The sequence below is a fragment of the Pseudomonas sp. GM80 genome (genome assembly GCF_000282515.1).
Lineage (GTDB): Bacteria > Pseudomonadota > Gammaproteobacteria > Pseudomonadales > Pseudomonadaceae > Aquipseudomonas.
On sequence record NZ_AKJD01000251.1, the window covers coordinates 26,244 to 44,029 of the forward strand.

The following is a 17,786-nucleotide window of genomic DNA, read 5'->3' on the forward strand; positions in this document are numbered from 1 at the left end:
GCGGGCACGCCTAATAGCCTCGGGAGCCTCGTCGGTATGGAACTTCATGTCGTGATCAACGGCCGCAAGGATCTTGCCGGTCAGTTGTATCAGCAGCTGCGCGGTGCCATTGAGTCAGGGCGCCTGGCCGCTGGCACGCAATTGCCGCCCAGCCGTCTGCTCGCCGAGCAACTGGGGATTTCGCGCAAGACCATTTCCGACACCTACGCGCAACTGACCTACGAAAACTTCCTCACTGGGGTGATTGGCAAAGGCACCTACGTCAACGCGCGCCCGGCGCAGGTCCAGCGCAAGCAAAGCCACACCGAACTGGCCAGTGCCGACGTGATCGAGAGCTGGCGCAATCTGCCAGTGTTCCTGCGCCATCCGACATTGGAAGGCTCGCTGCGCTACGACTTCATCGGTGGCGCCACCAGCAAGGGCCAGTTTCCGCAGGATGACTGGCGCCGCTGCGTCGCCCATGCGATGCGCCAGATGGGCCAGTCCAAGGGTTTCTACAGTGTCGCCGAAGGCCTGCCGGCGCTGCGCAATGCGATTGCCCGGCACATCGCGTTTTCCCGTGGGATCAACTGTCAGGACGAAGACATCGTCGTGTGCAACGGCGCGCAACAGGCGCTGGACCTGATCACCCGCGTGTTGATTCGCCCCGGCAGTCTGGTGGCGATGGAAGATCCCGGTTATCCGCCGGCGCGCCTGCTGTTCGGCACCCATGGCGCCGAGGTGGTCGGGGTGCCGGTGGATGCCGAGGGCATTCAGGTCGAGCACATTCCCGATGGCACGCGCCTCATCTATGTGACGCCGTCGCACCAGTTCCCGCTGGGCATGCCAATGAGTCAGGCGCGCCGTGAAGCCTTGCTGGCTCGCGCTCATGAGTTGGGCGCGATCATCATCGAGGACGACTATGACAGCGAGTTCCGCTACGAAGGCCGGCCGACCGATTCGCTGTTCAATCTCGATCAGCGCGGCATCGTCGCCTACGTCGGCACGTTCTCGAAAACCCTGCTCCCGGAGCTGCGTTTGGGTTATGCGATTCTGCCGCCGGCCATTCTCGAAGCGGTGATCCGCGCCAAGCAGCTCACCGATTTGCACGCCTCGACCCTGCCGCAATGGGCGCTGGCCAAGTTCATCGCCGAGGGCTGCCTGCTCAAGCATATCCGCCGCTGTCATGCGATCTACGCGCAGCGCCGCGAGCGGATTCTCGCGCGTATGGCGACTGATCTGGCGCCATGGCTGGACGCGGTGCCGGCCAGCGCCGGATTCCACATGGCGGTTTTCTGCAAGGTGCCGATCGACCTGGCGCTGGTGATCGAGCTGGCGAGAAAAGTCGAAGTCGGTTTGTACTCGATCAACGGCTTTTACTATCAGCAACCGCCAAAAAACGGCCTGTACTTCGGCTTCGGCGCCATCGAAACACTGGACATCGATATCGCCCTGGATCGCTTGCGCGACATCCTGCAACAAGTTGCCTGAATGATTGGCCTAAAGATTTAACCGCCGATTGGTTATTGGTGTTCAGGGGGTGCAGGCCTATCCTGCACAGGCGTTATCCCTCAATGAGCAGGATTCGTCCGGCCTGATTCAGGAGTGTGAGCAATGTCCAACGAAGTGATCAATACGGTCCAGGTGCAGGCCGCCGCCGGCCGCTCGGATGAACTGGGCAAGCAACTGCAGAAGATCGTTGAAACCCTGCGCGAAACGCCGGGCTGCGATTCCTACCTGGTCGACCGCTGCCCCGAGGACAGCCACCGCTGGACGGTCAGTGCGCGCTGGCAGTCGGAAGCGGCGATGCAGGCGCATTTCAACCGGCCCGAGGCGCAGGGGTTTATTGACCTGATCGATAGTCGATTGGCCAATAGCGTCGATTTCAATAGTTTCCCTATCGTCTGAGAGCAAGATCAAAAGATCGCAGCCTGCGGCAGCTCCTACGGGGTTTTGTGTCGTTCGATAATTAAATGAACGACACAAAACCTGTGGGAGCTGGCTTGCCAGCGATGGCGTACTCAAACACGCTGAATAACCTCCAATTGGTCACCCAATCTTCCCGAATATTGGCCGTTTGAATGCGCCACCCTGCGGACTACTGTGATTGCACCCCCAACCCTCACAGGTAACCCGCCATGAAAACCCTGCCCTTCTTCGCCGCCGCCCTCGCCTTGGGCCTCTGCGCCTCGGCCGCTTTCGCCCACGACCCATCGGAAAAAGTCACCGTCCTCCAGGACCAGATGCTGAAAAACGCCCCTGGCAAAAAAGCCATGATGATCGAGGTCGACTACAAACCCGGCCAGTCTTCCATCGCCCACAAACACGACGGCACCGCGATGGCCTATGTGCTCGAAGGCGAGGTGATTTCTCAGGTGAAGGGCGAACAGGCGATCACCTACAAGAAGGGTCAATTCTGGTACGAGCCCGCCGGCTCCGAACATCTGGTCTCGAAAAACGCCAGCCAAACCAAACCGGCGAAGTTGCTGGTGTTCATGGTGCTGTCGCCGGATGAGCAAGTGCTGATTCCGCTGAAAAACTGATGGATGTTTAATCAGCCATAAATAAAAAGGTGCAAATCATCGATTTGCGCCTTTTTATTTCCCGACGCAATTAACCGAATCGGGTTACAGCGAATAAAACTATTCAACAGCAAACCAGACAGCAAATTGTCAGGTTACTTAAAGCTTGACGGGGTTAGTCTGAATTAACTGCCGTCATTGACGACAACTTAAAACTTTCCGACTGATGTTGTTTCACGGGAGAAACACCATGAAACTTGCGTTTGCCAGTGTGTTGGCGATATCGGTTTTAACCTTGTCCGCCTGTTCGGTTGCTACCGCCCCGAAAGCAGTCTCATCCCTGGATACGTTGCTGCCTCATCCAACCGGCCGCAGCAGCGCCACGTTGGTCAAAAGCGGCCCCGGTGTTTCCCTGGGCGTGGTCTACAGCCCGAGCACCCAGACCAACCGCGAATACCTGCGCGACTACCAGGCCAACGCCGGCACCGGTTTCGGCCAGAGCCTGCTGGTGCAACCGATCCACGATGCCTACGTCGCCAGCTCAAAACCCGACATGGCGGTGGAATGGGTCAATGCCTCCTTACAGCGTCAATTCGGCTCAGTGACGGTGTATCCGGACATGCAAAGTCTGCGTGCGGCCCGGCCGGATGTGGTGGCGATCGTCGATACTCATAGCCAGTTGATTACTTCACGCAGCTCCGATATCAAGGCCGACGTCAGTGCCGATTTTTATGATGCGCGGTTGAACTATATCGGTACGGCGAAAGGTTCGGATGCACGGGAATTGACGCCGGTGTGGGCGGACTTCAAGCGGTCGGAAGAGATCGTGGCGGATATTAATCAGCAGCAGGATGTGCAAGTTCGGGCATTGCAAAAGTTTGACCAGTCGCTCAACAATTTAGTCGCACGGCCTGCGGACAAAGTGTCGATGCTTGATAGTCAGCAAGGTCAGAAGTTGTATTGAATGTATGGGCCTCATCGCTGGCAAGCCAGCTCCCACAAGGACCGAGTGCAATACAAAACCTGTGGGAGCTGGCTTGCCAGCGATGAGGCAGGAACAGCCAGCACAAATCCCTCAGGCATAAAAAAGCCCCGGCATCTCTCGACACCGGGGCTTTTTCATTCAGCCACTACTTACGCCAGTTCAAGCTCGGCATTCGCAGCAACCGCAGGCACTACCGCTTGCCCGCTCAACGCCAGGTCCAGCAGTTCACGGTTGGCCACTGCATACATGGCGTAGTCCGTGCCGCTCGCAGCGCGGATTTCCACCAGCATGGCGCGCCAGCGCGAGATCATGCTTTCGTGCTGTTCCATCCACAGCGCCAGGCGTGTTTCCACGTCCTGAGTGCCGTCGCCCTGTTGCAGGACGGAGATGGTGATCGCACGTTGTTGCCAGTCGACGTCGTCACGGAACGCTTCACGGGCCAGGGCTTGCCAGTTGTTTTCAACCGGCAGTGCGCTGATCTGTTGCAGGTACCAGGTGATGTCCAGCGCGCTGCCCACGGCGAAGTAGGCTTTCGCCACTTCGGCAGGGTTCTGGCCAGTCACGTCGGAGGCTTCGATGATCGGCAGCAAGGTGTACAGGTGCGAGGTGCCCGCAACCATACGCGCCAGCAATTCCGGCACACCGGCTTCGACGTACGCCTGATAGCGCGACTGCCAGTTTTCACGGATTTCGCCGCTCAGCAGTTCGTCGAGTTTCAAGCCCAGCTCTTTCAGGTGCGGACCGAAATGCGCGACGTCACGGGCAGCGTTCTGCTCGTTGCGACGGGCACGCAGGAACCAGCGCGTGGCGCGACGGCCCAGACGCATCAGCTCGTCCATCAGCTCCAGCTGCACGTCAGCGCTGACTTGGTAGTCCAGCGCTTCGATCTGACGGAACCAGTGCGGGAGGTGGAAGATGTCGCGCACGATCACGTAAGCACCGGCCACGTTCGCCGGGCTCATGCCGGTCGACTCTTTGAGTCGTTGAACGAAGGTGATGCCCATATGGTTGACCAGGTCGTTGGCGATCTGGGTGCTGACGATCTCGCGCTTCAGACGGTGACGACGCATGGCTTCGGAGAACTTGCTGACCAGCGTCGGCGGGAACGCCGTTTCCATGTCGCGGGTCAGGTAATCGTCGTCCGGCACCAGCGAGCCCAACAGCTGCTCTTTGAGGTCGATTTTGCTGTACGAGATCAGCACCGACAGCTCAGGACGGGTCAGACCGTGGCCTTCGGCAATACGCTCGTTGATCTGCTCTTCGGTCGGCAGGAACTCGATGGCACGGTCCAGCTTGCCACGGCCTTCCAGATCGCCCATCAGACGCTTGTACTCAGCGATGCGCGCATAAGCACGACGCGCCGCCAGGGACAGGGCCTGAGTCTGCTTGTAGTTGTTGCCCAGCACCAGATTGCCGACTTCGTCGGTCATGCTCGCCAGCAACTGGTTGCGTTGCTTGTCGGTCATGTCACCGGCCTGAACCACTTCGTTCAGCAGGATCTTGATGTTCACTTCGTGGTCGGAGCAGTCCACACCACCGGCGTTGTCGATGAAGTCGGTGTTGGAACCACCGCCATTCAGACCAAATTCGACACGACCGAGTTGGGTCATGCCGAGGTTACCGCCCTCGCCCACGACTTTGCAGCGCAACTCGTTGCCGTTCACGCGCAGTGCATCGTTGGCCTTGTCGCCGACATCGGCGTGGCTTTCAGTGCTGGCCTTGACGTAAGTACCGATACCGCCGTTCCACAGCAGATCCACCGGTGCCTTGAGCAAGGCGTTCAGCAGTTCGGTCGGGGTCAGCTTGTCAGCCTTGATGTCGAAGCGTTCCTGCATCTGCGGGGAGATTGCGATGCTCTTCGCGCTGCGCGAGAAGATACCGCCACCTTCGGACATGATGCTGGTGTCGTAGTCGGTCCAGGCCGAACGCGGCAGGTCGAACATGCGCTGACGCTCGACAAAACTGGTCGCCGGGTTCGGGTTTGGATCGATGAAGATGTGCAGGTGGTTGAAGGCCGCGACCAGTTGCAGCTTGTCGGACATCAACAGGCCGTTACCGAACACGTCACCGGCCATGTCGCCGACGCCCACTACGGTGATGCTGTCTTCCTGAACATTGATGCCGCGCTCGCGGAAGTGGCGTTGTACGCCAACCCACGCGCCTTTGGCGGTGATGCCCATTTTCTTGTGGTCGTAACCGGCCGAACCACCGGACGCAAACGCGTCACCCAGCCAGAAGCCGTAGTCGATGGCGATGCCGTTGGCGATGTCGGAGAAGGTCGCAGTGCCCTTGTCCGCCGCCACTACCAGGTACGGGTCGTCATCGTCGTGGCGCACCACGTTCAATGGCGGCACCAGCGCGCCGTCTTTCAGGTTGTCGGTGATGTCCAACAGGCCGGAAATGAAGATGCGGTAGCAGGCGATGCCCTCGGCCGCGATCTCGTCACGGCTGCCGCCCAGTGGCAGGCGACGCGGCAAGAAGCCGCCCTTCGCACCCACTGGCACGATGACCGAGTTCTTCACTTGTTGAGCTTTTACCAGGCCAAGAACTTCGGTACGGAAGTCTTCTTCACGGTCGGACCAGCGCAGACCACCACGAGCGACGTTACCGAAGCGCAGGTGCACGCCTTCAACGCGTGGCGAATAGACGAAGATTTCGAACTTCGGCACTGGCTTCGGCAGTTCAGGAATCGCGTGCGGGTTGAACTTGAAGCTGAAGTACGACTTGTTCTGGCCGTTGGCATCAGTCTGATAGAAGTTGGTCCGCAGGGTCGCTTTGATCAGGTCGAGGTAACGACGCAGGATGCGGTCTTCGTTGAGCACCTGAACGTCGTCCAGTGCGGTCAGAATCGCTTGTTCCAGACGCTGTTGCTTGTCTTCCAAGTCGTCGTCGCTGAGTTTGCGCGCCAGATAGAAGCGGGTCTTGAACAACCGGGTCAGCTCGCGAGCGATGTCGGTGTGGTTGTTCAGGGTGCTGGCGATGTAACCCAGGTCGAAGCCCAGACGAATCTGCTTCAGGTAACGAGCGTAAGCGCGCAGCAGTGCGACGTCGCGCCAAGGCAGGCCGGCAGTCAGCACCAGACGGTTGAACGCATCGTTCTCGGCTTCGCCACGGACGATGTGGACAAAGGCGTCCTGCAGGGTGTCGTTGAGTTGCTGGATGTCGAGGTCCAGACCTTCAGCGGCGGTGAACGCGAAGTCGTGAATCCAGAACTCGCGGCCATTGGTGTGACGCAGACGGTACGGGAATTCACCCAGCACGCGCAGGCCGAGGTTTTCCAGAATCGGCAAGACGTCGGACAGCGCCAGCGGCGTGTCGGCGTGGTACAGCTTGCAATGCAGCTCGCGTTGGCCGGAGACCTGACCCAGCGGCTGATAGAAGCTCATCACCAGCGGATTTTTTTCGTTGAGGCTCAGCAGGTGCTGCATGTCGACCACGGCCGAATGCGCTGCGAAACGCTCGCGGTAACCGGCCGGGAAGCCTTTCGGGAAGTCGGCCAGCACGTTGGTGCCGTGGGCTTCGCCGAAGCTTTCGACGGTCAGTGCGGCGTAATCGTCCTGCCAGCTGCGGCAGGCTTGCACGACTTCTTTCTCCAGCAGCACCGGGTCGATGTCGAGACGGTTTTTCGGGTCGACACGCAGAATCAACTGCACGCGCGCCAGCACGGATTCGGAGAAGAACGTCCAGAATTCGCAATCGGAAGCCTTCAGGCGCTCCATCAGCACTTGCTGGATCTTCTGGCGAACTTCGGTGGAGTAGATGTCGCGCGGCACGTAGGCCAGGCAGTAGCAGAAACGACCGTACGGGTCTTTGCGCAGGAACACGCGGATCTTGTTGCGTTCCTGGATCTGCACGATCGACATCACCGTGGTGAAGAGTTCGTCGACCGGGGTCTGGAACAGGTCATCACGCGGCAATACTTCGAGCACCTGCGCCAGTTCCTTGCCCAGGTGAGCCTTGGACTGGAAGCCGGAGCGCGTTTCGATTTCTTCGACCTTGCGGCGGATGAACGGGATGACCCGCACGCTCTCGCCATACACCGAGGAGGTGTACAGGCCCATGAAGCGGTGTTCCTTGATGACTTTGCCGTCAGCGTCGATTTCACGGATCGACACGTAATCCGGGTAAGCCGGACGGTGTACGCGGCTCGGGTGCGCAGCCTTGGCGAACGACAGCAGGGTCGGTTCGCGCAGGTAGTTCACCGCGTAGTCTTCGATGCGCAGGTCATCGTAGGTCAGGCCGGTGCGCAGCAGTTTGGTCAGGCCGAGGAAGGAGTTCTGGTCGTACTCGATGTGGCCGCCATCGGCCTGATCGGTGACCACGAATTCTTCGTAGCCGAGGAAGGTGAAGTGGTTGCCCACCAGCCATTCCAGGAAGCTTTTGATTTCGTTCTTTTCGTCGGCATCGACGGCGAACGCGCTGTTGTCGAGCTGGGTGAGGATGTCCTGCACCTTGGCTTTCATCGGCTCGAAATCGGCGACCGCAACGCGGACTTCACCGAGAACCTGTTCCAGCTCTTTGCTCAGCACATTCAGTTCGGCCGCGTTGGCGCAGCGGTCGATTTCCAGGTACATCAGCGATTCGTGCAGAACGCCTTCGCCGGTGCTGCCCTTCGGCAGGATTTCCAGCAACTCGCCCTTGCTGCCACGACGCACGCTGAGCACGGTGGTTTGCAGGGTGTGGATGCTGTAGCCGCGACGGTTCAGTTCGGTACGAACCGAGTCGACGAGGAATGGCAGGTCATGGTGCAGGACTTCGACCGCGGTGTGGGTCGACTGCCAGCCATGACGCTCGTAATCGGGGTTGTAGACGCGCACTTGCGGTTGCGCGTGATCGAAGCGCTCAAGCAGGCGCCACGCAGAGAGAGTACAGCCAGCGAGGTCGGAGAGACGACGTTGAGTCAGCTCGTCCAGAGAAATGATGCCGAAGAATTGTTCAGCGAACAGCGCCACTTGTGGCAGTGCCTGTTCACTGATGTGCTGCGCCAGTGCCGCTTGCAGTTGGTGCTGGAAGTCGGCTTTGCTGGCTGCGGTGAAGAACGCCATCTGTGGTACTCCGCTTAAGCTTGTTATTGATGGAAAGCGTCGCGTGCAACACCCCTTTCGGGGCTTGTGTCGCCCTGTTCCTGATTCTCGGGCAGAGGAAACAGGGGGACAGGTGGGTGAAGCTGGACGAGACACTCAGGTCACATTCACCTTCCATTGAATGGGCATCTGCAAAAGCGACTGCCGACGGTGCCGGCAATGCCTTTACGGGTGCTCATCCGTTGCGCAGCTTAATGGGTGCGACAATGTGTCTGCTTGCGGTGCTGCGACATATTCGGTCATCGGCACGTAAACCAAGGCTTTCGCACCGGTAAACACTAGCACTCGTGGCGCAAAACGCTGGTCTGAATCCCCGTTTTTACGGTACATGCGTGCCAGAAATGACCATTGACCCACGTCGCGTTCACGACACATCCTCTGACACTCTCACATGCAGAAATTCCCGAGGACTGGCAGAATCGCGCCCATTAGCGACCGACACGCCCCTTGAGGCAGGAATTGACCATGCAAATGACCACCGCCCTACTGATCGTCAACCCGTGCGACGACGAAGAAGACAACATGGCCATGCTCTGCTGCCACAGCGACAAGGGCGACATGTTCCTGATGAGCCGTTATCCGGATGAGGATGAGCTGGAGATCACCCTGGATGGCGAGCCTTCGACGCTCGACGGGGTGAAAGTCACGCTGACTTCGACGCTGCTGAAGATCGAGATCGCGGCGGCGGATGCCGATGCGTTGAATGGGGATGATGTGCTGGAGATCAGTTTCAATCCGGACATGGTGGACATGGATGAGGTTGTTGAGACCTTGAAGAACATCCTTGATGGGACGGGTACCTTCATTAACGAAGTTTGATGGTGTCCGGACTGGCCCCATCGCTGGCAAGCCAGCTCCCACAGGTATCAGCGGTGTGAATGCGATCTATGCAACACATCGGTCCCTGTGGGAGCTGGCTTGCCAGCGATGAGGCCTTCACAGACAGCCAAAAGATCGCAGCCTGCGGCAGCTCCTACATTGGAATGCAATCACCTGTAGGAGCTGCCGAAGGCTGCGATCTTTTGCCCTTTTCTACAAAATGCCGTTAGTCGCCACCCCCCGCGATGGATTAAAGTAACGCCCCCAGCCCCGGCGTTATCCGAACGCCCGTGGCCACCCCTTTCCAGGAACAGTCACCGATGGAACATCGTGAAGCGCTATTGGCGCTGCGAACCTTTCTTTCAACGCAGATTCTCGGCCAGGAAAAACTCATCGAGCGTTTGCTCATCGCCCTGCTCGCTGACGGCCATATGCTGGTCGAGGGCGCTCCGGGTCTGGCCAAGACCAAAGCGATCAAAGAACTCGCCGAGGGCATCGAAGCCCAGTTCCATCGCATCCAGTTCACCCCGGACCTGCTGCCCGCCGACATCACCGGTACCGAAATCTATCGCCCGGAAACCGGCAGTTTCGTGTTCCAGCAAGGGCCGATCTTCCACAACCTGGTGCTGGCGGACGAGATCAACCGCGCGCCGGCCAAGGTGCAATCGGCGCTGCTCGAAGCCATGGCCGAGCGTCAGGTCAGTGTCGGCCGCAGCACCTACGAGCTGTCGCCGCTGTTTCTGGTGATGGCCACACAGAACCCGATCGAGCAGGAAGGCACGTATCCGTTGCCAGAAGCGCAGCTCGACCGTTTCCTGATGCACGTGAAAATCGGTTTCCCGGACGCCGCCGTCGAACGCCGCATCCTCCAGCAGGCCCGTGGCGAAGCGCTGAACGGTGAGACCAAACCCGAGCGCCGGGTCAGCCAGCAGGCGATCTTCGCTGCACGCAAGGAAATCCTTGGTTTGTACATGGCCGACGCCGTGGAGGAATACCTCGTGCAACTGGTCATGGCCACCCGTACGCCGGCCAAGTTCGACCCGGAAATGGCCGAGTGGATCGCCTATGGCGCCAGCCCGCGCGGTTCCATCGCCCTCGACCGCTGCGCCCGCGCCCACGCCTGGCTGGCCGGTCGCGACTTCGTCAGCCCGGAAGACATTCAAGCGGTGCTGTTCGACGTGTTGCGTCACCGCATCATTTTGTCGTTTGAAGCCGAAGCCGCCGGCATCGATCAGGATCGGGTGGTGCAGCGGATTCTCGACGTCGTAGCCGTCGCTTGACCCCCATGAACGCCCCCCTGCCGTCCGAACCGGGCATCCGCGTCAGCCTCGCCGAGCTGATCGAGATGCGCCACCGGGTGCGCGAAGTGCAGCTGTTTTCCACGCCGAGCCAGCGCAGCCCGCTGATCGGCCTGCATCACTCGAAATTCCGTGGTCGCGGCGTCGACTTCGATCAGGTGCGGGTGTATCAGGCCGGCGACGACGTGCGCACCATCGACTGGCGCGTGACGGCGCGCACGCAAGAGCCGCACACCAAGCTGTTCCATGAAGAACGCGAACGGCCGATTTTCATCATGGTCGAGCAAAGCACGCGGCTGTTTTTCGGCTCCGGGCTGATGTTCAAATCAGTGCTTGCGGCGCAAGCAGCGGCATTGATTGGTTGGGCCGCACTGGGCCATAACGACCGGGTTGGCGGGCTGGTGTTCGGCGACAACGAACACTACGAAATCAAGCCACGACGAAGTAAACAGAGCCTGCTGCAACTGCTCAACCGCCTGGTGAAGGTCAATCAGTCGCTGCACACCGAGCGTGAGCCGGATCGCGATGCCTTCGGCGTAGCCCTGCGCCGCGCCCGCGAAGTGCTGCGGCCCGGCAGCCTGGCCATCGTGATCTGCGATGAACGCGCGTTGTCCGACAGCGCCGAACAACAGCTGAGCCTGCTGGCGCGCCATTGCGATCTGCTGATGCTGCCCATCTCTGACCCGCTGGATCACGCCCTCCCCGCTGCCGGCCTGCTGAGGTTTGCCGAGCGCGGCGCACAACTGGAACTCGACACGCTGAATTTCGACCTGCGCCAGACTTATCGCGCCCAAGCCGAAGCACGCATCGCCCGCTGGGAACTGCTCGCGCAAAAGTTGCGGGTGTTGCTGATGCCGCTGAGCACGCAAAGTGAAATGGTCGAGCAGATGCGCGAGTTCCTCAATCCGCAGCGTCCGGGGAAAGGTCGATGAACGGCCTCGAACAACTGCAACCGCTGATCTCGCCGCCACCGATTGCCTTCTGGCCACCGGCGCCGGGCTGGTGGCTGCTGCTTCTGTTGCTGCCGCTGCTGGGTTTCGCCGCGTGGAAGCTGCGCCGTTTCATGCCCATGAAGAAACGCCCGATCGTACGTGCCGAACAGCCGCTCGACCCGGTGCGCATTGCCGCCCTCGCCGAACTGGCGCAGATGCCCAAGCCCTACGACGGCGCCCCGGCTGGCGCCTGGCTGCAACAACTCAACGGCCTGCTCAAACGCCTGTGCCGCAACCACTATCCGTACAGCCAGAGCCACACCCTCAACGGGCGTAAATGGCTGGCGTTCCTTGATAACCGCTGCCCGGCGGCGGGCCTGACGCGCTGGATGGTGCTGGTCGAAGGCGCGTACAAACCGGAATGCAAACTCGACGACAAGGCCATCGCCGGCCTGACTCAAGCCGTCGACACGTGGATTCGCAAACATGTTTGAGTTCGCCTGGCCGTGGATCTTCGCGCTGCTGCCGCTGCCGTGGTTGATGCGCCTCGTATTGCCGGTGGCCGACAGCGGCGAACCGGCGCTGAAAGTCAGCTTTCTGTCCGACCTCGAAGGCCTCGCCCGCCGTCGTGCCCGCGCCAACCTGCCGGCGTGGCGCCAACAGGCGCCGTTCATGCTCCTGTGGTTGTTGCTGTTGACCGCCGCCGCCCGCCCACAGTGGCTCGGCGAACCGTTGCCGATTGCCGCCAGCGGCCGTGATCTGCTGGTGGCGGTGGACGTGTCCGGCTCGATGGATTTCCCCGACATGCAGTGGCAGGACGAAGACGTCAGCCGTCTTTCACTGGTTCAGCATTTGCTTGGTGACTTCCTGGAAAGCCGCGACGGCGACCGCGTTGGCTTGATCCTCTTCGGCAGTCAGGCGTACCTGCAAGCGCCGCTGACGTTTGATCGCCACACCGTGCGCGTCTGGCTCGACGAGGCGCGGATCGGCATCGCCGGCAAGAACACCGCCATCGGCGACGCCATCGGTCTGGCGCTGAAACGCCTGCGGATGCGCCCGGCGCAAAGCCGCGTGCTGATTCTGGTGACTGACGGCGCCAACAATGGCGGTGAAATCGATCCATTGACCGCAGCCAGATTAGCCGCCAGCGAAGGCGTGAAAATCTATCCGATCGGCATCGGCGCCAATCCCGAGGACAGCGGTTCGACCGGCCTGCTCGGCGTCAATCCGAGCCTGGACCTCGACGAACCGGCGCTCAAGGCCATCGCCGAAGTCACCGGCGGGCAATACTTCCGTGCGCACGACGGCAAAGAACTGCAAGCGATCAAGGACACCCTCGACCAGCTCGAACCGGTGACCCAACAACCGACCCAGGCGCGCCCGGCGCAAGCCTTGTATCACTGGCCGCTGGCGCTCGCGTTGTGGTTGAGCCTGTTGCTGGTCGCCCGCGAATTGTGGCCGGATAACCCGCTGCAACGCCTGTTCACCAAGGAGCTGTATCTGCAAAGTCCGCTGCCTGACTGGCGCGAGCGCCTCAAGCGCCTGCGTCTGCGGAGGCGCCGATGATCGCGCTCTGGCCGCACTGGTTCCGCCCTTGGTGGTTGCTGTTATTGCCGCTGCTCGGCTGGCTGATCTGGCAGCTCTGGCACCGGCAGAAACGTGCCGGGCGCTGGCAGATGATCCTGCCGCCAGCGTTCCACGCCACCCTGCTCAGCGGTGGCAGCGGGCGCGACAGCAAACTGCCGTGGATCGCCCTTGGCGTGGCGTGGCTGCTGACGATTCTGGCGCTGCTCGGGCCGAGTTGGGAGCGCGTCGAACAGACCAGCCAGAAACCCGCCGACCCGTTGGTGGTGGTGCTGGAGCTGACCCCGGAAATGCTCGCCACCGACTCGCCGCCAACGCGGCTGGAACAGGCACGGCGCAAGCTGTTCGACCTGTTACAAGCACGCAGCGATGCGCAGACCGCGATTGTCGTTTACGCCGGCAGCGCACACACGTTGGTGCCACTGTCGGATGACCTGGCCACCAGTCGCAATCTGCTCGATGCGCTGAAACCGTCGCTGATGCCGGAAAGCGGTCATCGCGCCGATCTGGCGGTGAGCAAAGCGCTGGCATTGTTGAAACAGGGCGCGCTCGGTCAGGGACGGATTCTGCTGATCGGCTCTTCCTTGAACGAAGAGGAACGCCAAGGCATTCGTCGTGCGCTCAGCGGTGAATCGGCGCAACTGCTGATGCTCGGTGTCGGCACCGCTGAAGGTGCGCCGATTGCCCAGGAGGACGGCAGCTTCCTCAAGGATGAACAAGGCGCGATTCGTGTGCCGCAACTCGACAGCCCGGGCCTGAGCGCATTCCTCAACAGCGTCGGCGGTGAATACCACCCTGCCCGCCTCGACGAGGCGGATCTTGGCGCGCTCGGCCTGCTCAACGGCCCGCGCAGTCTGCGCGACGATGGCCAGACCGTGCGCCTGGATACCTGGGCCGATCAGGGTTACTGGCTGCTGTTGCCGCTGTTGTTGCTCGCTGCATGCGCCGGGCGGCGTGGCTGGTTGTTCTGCCTGCCGCTGCTGTTCTGCCTGCCGCAGCCGAGCTACGCTTTCGACTTCGAAGATTTGTGGCTGCGCCCGGATCAACAGGGCCTGCACTTGCTGAAGCAGAAACGCCCCGCCGAAGCGGCGCAACATTTTGCTGATCACCAGTGGCAAGGGGTGGCGTTGTACGAGGCCGGCGACTACAGTGGCGCCGCTCAGCGCTTCGCCGAAGGCAGCGATGCCCGCGCCCACTACAATCGTGGCAACGCGCTGGCAAAAAGTGGTGAGCTGGAAGCGGCGATCGATGCCTATGAACAGGCCCTGGAGCTGCAACCGGACTTGCGCCCGGCGCAGACCAACAAGGCGCTGGTAGAGAACCTGCTGAAGCAGAAACGCACGCCGCCGCCCGCCGAACCGGAACGCAAACCGACCGAGCAGAACCTGCCCGGCGACGAGCCGCCGCCCGCGACCGCCGCGCCGCCGGCCGTGAAAAGCGAAAACCCGAGCGAAGCGCAACCGGCCGAGCCTGCCAGCGAACCGCCACCGACCACACCGCCGCAGCCCGGCCCCAATGAAATACCGGGCAGCGACGAGGAGGAACAGACGGACACCGTGCCGACCCTGCGCCCAAGCGAGAACAACCTCGACGGCGAGCAGCGTCAGGCTCTGGAACAATGGCTGGGCAAGATCCCGGACGATCCGGGCGAATTGCTGCGACGCAAATTCTGGTACGAACAGCAACAACATCAGGATCAGGAAAACACTCGATGACCCGCTTCACCGCTCTCTTGCTGCCCCTGCTGATTTGCTCGGCCATCGCTGATGGCGCCGAGCTGACCGCCAGTGTGGATCGCAGTCGCCTGAACTCCGGCGAGACGGTTGAGCTCACCCTCGAAACCAGCGACGTCACCCAGTTTGGCAAACCCGACCTGACACCGCTGGAGCCGCTGTTCGAAGTGCGTGGCACGCGCCAGGTCAACCAGCTCAACACCCTCAATGGCGACAACCGCGCGACCACGCGCTGGATCATCACGCTGTTGCCGAAAGAGAACGGCAGCGTGGTCATTCCGCCGTTGCAGATGGGCGACGTGCAGAGCCAGCCGATCACCGTGCAAGTGGTTGAAAGCGATACCCGCGAAGACAAGAACAGCCTCGATCCGGTATTCATCGAAGCCAGCCTCGACCAGTCCAGCGTCTATGTGCAGGCCCAGGCGATCCTGACGTTGCGCATCTACCATTCGGTGTCGCTGTACGACGACAGCAGCCTGACCCCGTTGCAGATCGCCGATGCGCGCATTGAGCAGTTGGGCGATACGCGCACCTACGAAAAAGACCTCAACGGCGTGCGCCATGGCGTGATCGAAATGCGCTATGCGATCTATCCGCAGCACAGTGGTTTGCTGACGATTACCCCGCAAACGTTCAGCGCCACGCTGGTCGATACGCAGCCCGCACAAGACAACAATGCGCAGGGGCCGAAGCCGGGCAAACTGATGCGCGTCAGTTCCTCGGCGATCCCGTTGACGGTCAAACCCAAGCCGCTCACTTATCCGGTCGATGCCCCTTGGCTGCCGGCACGCAGCCTGAGTTTGAGCGAGAGCTGGAACCCTGAACCGGAGCACACGCAGATCGGCGACTCGCTGACCCGCAGCCTGACCCTGAAAGTCGAAGGCCTGGCCAGTTCACAACTGCCGGCGCTGCCCGCCACCGACGTCAACGGTTTACGCCGCTACCCCGATCAACCGGTGCTGAGCAATCAAAGCACCGACCGCGGGCTGGTCGGTAGCCGCGAAGAACGCGAAGCGCTGGTGCCCAGCCGCAGCGGTGCAATCGACCTGCCGACGGTGGACGTGGTGTGGTGGAACACCTTCGAAGATCACCTGGAACACAGCAGCCTGCCGGCGCGCACGCTGCAAGTGGCGAACAACCCGAGCCTGCAGGTCGACACCCCGGCCGGTAACCTGCAACCGAGTGTCGTCGATAACGATATGTTGTGGTGGTGGAAGCTGAGCACGCTGATTCTCGCCTGCACCACCCTGCTCGGCTTCGGCCTGTGGTGGCGCGCGCGCTGGCAACCGGCGGTGCATCGCGCCGCCCAAACCGGCCCAAGCCCGCGCACCTTGATGGACGACATCAAACGCGCAAGCCAGGCCAACGACCCGCAAGCGACACGACAGGCGCTGGATGCGTGGGCACGTCAACAGCCGGAAACCCTGGCGGACATGGCGGCGCGGTTTGTGCCCTTGTCGGATGCCCTCGACGGGCTCAACGGTGCGCTGTACAGCGAAACCGGCCAGCATTGGCAGGGTGAAGATTTGTGGCGAGCGATCCGTACGATTCCGACCGCTGAGCGCGTACACGACCCAGTGGGCGACAGTGGCCTGCCACCGCTTTATCCGAAGTAAAAGATCAAAAGATCGCAGCCTTCGGCAGCTCCTACAGGGGAGTGTATTCCCGTGTAGGAGCTGCCGAAGGCTGCGATCTTTTGATTTGCTTTAGGTCGAGTGTTTCTATGACAACTTGACCAGCACGATCTCATCAGAACCCTGTGGCAGTTCCAGCAAGTACTTCCAGTTTTCAAGAACTTTTTGCCATTCCTGCAAGGTGAACTTGCTGTCTGGCTGGCCAATCCAGTCATCGTTGATCGATATATCGACTTGCACGCCCGTTGTATCGATATTCAGAACAACGTCGTTTCCACCTGCACAAATTGATTGCTCTGTGCCGTTCATTACCGAAGTCAAATACCCAAGCAACCGGTCACAGGCAGCCGGGTATTGTGCAATTGCAATCAGTACGCTGCAGACATAAAGTTCATAACGTGCCCCTCCTGCCTGCCCAGGACTGACTTGCGCCATCTCATAAAACACCTCGCCCACGACAGGATGGTTTCCAGCAAAGTGATGAAAAAACTTCAATTCCATGAATTCTATCCAGCCTCAGGTGACTCATTTACTTCCTTTATATAAGAAGTAAAGCTTCCACCCCCTTGATCCACATGTATCCGTCCGCACGGCTGGCATCGATAAACCGTAACAGCCCCTTGGTCTATCGTTTCGTAGAATTCTTCTTCAGACAGCCAGCGATTTGCTAGCGCACAGCCAATTTCATCTATCTTCTGTTCAGCCACCAGAGACATTTCAAACTCGGACGTCCCTCGCGACAGGTTAATGACGTGACCGCATACACAAGCAAACTTTGGCATGGCTACTGAAGCTTCCTTTTCTGTTCAAGCGCTGTCTTTGACTCACCGTAGTTCTTAAGAAAGAAACACATTGCGCACGGTGTCCATGTCCGACTGAATGGCTTTCAGTTCTTCGTCATCGGCCCCGGCTTCAACCAGACTCTCAACGCTGAACTGCCCGTACGTATCGATCAAAATAGCCAACATATCAACCGCGTAGGGACTGTCTTTCGATAACTTCAGGCCTCGTCGGTGGCCTTCCATATAAATCGCAGTCTGCAGGATTGCATTCGGGCCATGTGCGTCTTTGCGCATCAGGCGCTCCAGTTCGTCCTGAGCATAGGCAAACGCTTGCTCCGGACGAAATCCGAGCTCATCCATCGCGTGAAAATAAAGCCCTTTAACCATTCCTCTGGCCTGATTGAACAAGCTTTCAACGCGCATTTCCCTGCTAC

At 60.3% G+C, this 17,786-nt stretch carries 14 protein-coding genes; 11 read left to right on the plus strand and 3 right to left on the minus strand.

Annotation, left to right across the window (positions count from 1 at the left end):
* The first annotated feature begins 36 nt into the window (after positions 1-36).
* The 4 genes from pdxR (at position 37) to PMI37_RS28690 (ending at position 3,465) form a co-directional block, all read left to right on the plus strand.
* Positions 37-1,470: a MocR-like pyridoxine biosynthesis transcription factor PdxR gene (pdxR, locus tag PMI37_RS28675; protein WP_008087992.1), complete on the plus strand. Its 1,434-nt coding sequence runs from the start codon at positions 37-39 to the stop codon at positions 1,468-1,470.
* A gap of 123 nt (positions 1,471-1,593) precedes the next feature.
* Positions 1,594-1,887 carry a putative quinol monooxygenase gene (locus PMI37_RS28680; RefSeq protein ID WP_008087993.1) on the plus strand — a complete coding sequence of 98 codons (294 nt, stop codon included), beginning with the start codon at positions 1,594-1,596 and terminating at the stop codon, positions 1,885-1,887.
* A 230-nt stretch (positions 1,888-2,117) separates the two neighbouring features.
* A complete protein-coding gene (locus PMI37_RS28685) occupies positions 2,118-2,522 on the plus strand; it encodes a cupin domain-containing protein (RefSeq protein ID WP_008087995.1) in 405 nt (134 codons plus the stop codon).
* A gap of 229 nt (positions 2,523-2,751) precedes the next feature.
* Positions 2,752-3,465 carry a hypothetical protein gene (locus PMI37_RS28690; protein WP_008087997.1) on the plus strand — a complete coding sequence of 238 codons (714 nt, stop codon included), beginning with the start codon at positions 2,752-2,754 and terminating at the stop codon, positions 3,463-3,465.
* A 170-nt stretch (positions 3,466-3,635) separates the two neighbouring features.
* On the opposite strand, the gene PMI37_RS28695 is transcribed toward PMI37_RS28690, so the two are convergent.
* Entirely contained in the window at positions 3,636-8,531 is a 4,896-nt protein-coding gene (locus PMI37_RS28695) for an NAD-glutamate dehydrogenase (protein WP_008087999.1), read from the minus strand.
* 504 nt (positions 8,532-9,035) lie between these two features.
* On the opposite strand from PMI37_RS28695, the gene PMI37_RS28700 reads away from it, so the two are divergent.
* The 7 genes from PMI37_RS28700 (at position 9,036) to PMI37_RS28730 (ending at position 16,552) form a co-directional block, all read left to right on the plus strand.
* A complete protein-coding gene (locus tag PMI37_RS28700; RefSeq protein ID WP_008088001.1) occupies positions 9,036-9,389 on the plus strand; it encodes a hypothetical protein in 354 nt (117 codons plus the stop codon).
* A gap of 320 nt (positions 9,390-9,709) precedes the next feature.
* The gene (locus PMI37_RS28705; protein ID WP_003218556.1) at positions 9,710-10,669 is read left to right on the plus strand and encodes an AAA family ATPase; all 960 of its coding nucleotides are present in this window, start codon (positions 9,710-9,712) and stop codon (positions 10,667-10,669) included.
* 5 nt (positions 10,670-10,674) lie between these two features.
* Complete coding sequence (locus PMI37_RS28710; protein ID WP_008088002.1) at positions 10,675-11,619, plus strand: DUF58 domain-containing protein; 945 nt, start codon at positions 10,675-10,677, stop codon at positions 11,617-11,619.
* Entirely contained in the window at positions 11,616-12,113 is a 498-nt protein-coding gene (locus PMI37_RS28715; RefSeq protein ID WP_008088003.1) for a DUF4381 domain-containing protein, read from the plus strand. The genes PMI37_RS28710 and PMI37_RS28715 overlap by 4 nt, the downstream gene beginning before the upstream one ends.
* Positions 12,106-13,185 carry a vWA domain-containing protein gene (locus tag PMI37_RS28720; RefSeq protein WP_008088005.1) on the plus strand — a complete coding sequence of 360 codons (1,080 nt, stop codon included), beginning with the start codon at positions 12,106-12,108 and terminating at the stop codon, positions 13,183-13,185. The genes PMI37_RS28715 and PMI37_RS28720 overlap by 8 nt, the downstream gene beginning before the upstream one ends.
* Positions 13,182-14,918: a tetratricopeptide repeat protein gene (locus tag PMI37_RS28725; protein ID WP_008088007.1), complete on the plus strand. Its 1,737-nt coding sequence runs from the start codon at positions 13,182-13,184 to the stop codon at positions 14,916-14,918. Before PMI37_RS28720 ends, PMI37_RS28725 begins: the two co-directional genes overlap by 4 nt.
* Positions 14,915-16,552 (plus strand): BatD family protein, encoded by a 1,638-nt coding sequence (locus tag PMI37_RS28730; RefSeq protein ID WP_008088014.1) that lies wholly within the window; start codon positions 14,915-14,917, stop codon positions 16,550-16,552. The genes PMI37_RS28725 and PMI37_RS28730 overlap by 4 nt, the downstream gene beginning before the upstream one ends.
* A 105-nt stretch (positions 16,553-16,657) precedes the next feature.
* Here the strand turns inward: PMI37_RS28730 and PMI37_RS28735 are convergent, their stop codons facing one another.
* The gene (locus PMI37_RS28735; protein WP_008088016.1) at positions 16,658-17,071 is read right to left on the minus strand and encodes a hypothetical protein; all 414 of its coding nucleotides are present in this window, start codon (positions 17,069-17,071) and stop codon (positions 16,658-16,660) included.
* A gap of 335 nt (positions 17,072-17,406) precedes the next feature.
* The gene (locus PMI37_RS28740; RefSeq protein WP_008088018.1) at positions 17,407-17,775 is read right to left on the minus strand and encodes a hypothetical protein; all 369 of its coding nucleotides are present in this window, start codon (positions 17,773-17,775) and stop codon (positions 17,407-17,409) included.
* Positions 17,776-17,786 lie beyond the last annotated feature (11 nt).

What these genes read in the sequence shown, in the direction of transcription:
- PMI37_RS28710 (WP_008088002.1), top strand. Translation starts at nt 10,675, where the DNA reads ATGAACGCCCCCCTGCCGTCCGAACCGGGCATCCGCGTCAGCCTCGCC.
- PMI37_RS28705 (WP_003218556.1), top strand. Translation starts at nt 9,710, where the DNA reads ATGGAACATCGTGAAGCGCTATTGGCGCTGCGAACCTTTCTTTCAACG.
- PMI37_RS28720 (WP_008088005.1), top strand. Translation starts at nt 12,106, where the DNA reads ATGTTTGAGTTCGCCTGGCCGTGGATCTTCGCGCTGCTGCCGCTGCCG.
- PMI37_RS28740 (WP_008088018.1), bottom strand. Translation starts at nt 17,775, where the DNA reads ATGCGCGTTGAAAGCTTGTTCAATCAGGCCAGAGGAATGGTTAAAGGG.
- PMI37_RS28700 (WP_008088001.1), top strand. Translation starts at nt 9,036, where the DNA reads ATGCAAATGACCACCGCCCTACTGATCGTCAACCCGTGCGACGACGAA.
- PMI37_RS28690 (WP_008087997.1), top strand. Translation starts at nt 2,752, where the DNA reads ATGAAACTTGCGTTTGCCAGTGTGTTGGCGATATCGGTTTTAACCTTG.
- PMI37_RS28715 (WP_008088003.1), top strand. Translation starts at nt 11,616, where the DNA reads ATGAACGGCCTCGAACAACTGCAACCGCTGATCTCGCCGCCACCGATT.
- PMI37_RS28680 (WP_008087993.1), top strand. Translation starts at nt 1,594, where the DNA reads ATGTCCAACGAAGTGATCAATACGGTCCAGGTGCAGGCCGCCGCCGGC.
- pdxR (WP_008087992.1), top strand. Translation starts at nt 37, where the DNA reads ATGGAACTTCATGTCGTGATCAACGGCCGCAAGGATCTTGCCGGTCAG.
- PMI37_RS28695 (WP_008087999.1), bottom strand. Translation starts at nt 8,531, where the DNA reads ATGGCGTTCTTCACCGCAGCCAGCAAAGCCGACTTCCAGCACCAACTG.
- PMI37_RS28730 (WP_008088014.1), top strand. Translation starts at nt 14,915, where the DNA reads ATGACCCGCTTCACCGCTCTCTTGCTGCCCCTGCTGATTTGCTCGGCC.
- PMI37_RS28725 (WP_008088007.1), top strand. Translation starts at nt 13,182, where the DNA reads ATGATCGCGCTCTGGCCGCACTGGTTCCGCCCTTGGTGGTTGCTGTTA.
- PMI37_RS28735 (WP_008088016.1), bottom strand. Translation starts at nt 17,071, where the DNA reads ATGGAATTGAAGTTTTTTCATCACTTTGCTGGAAACCATCCTGTCGTG.
- PMI37_RS28685 (WP_008087995.1), top strand. Translation starts at nt 2,118, where the DNA reads ATGAAAACCCTGCCCTTCTTCGCCGCCGCCCTCGCCTTGGGCCTCTGC.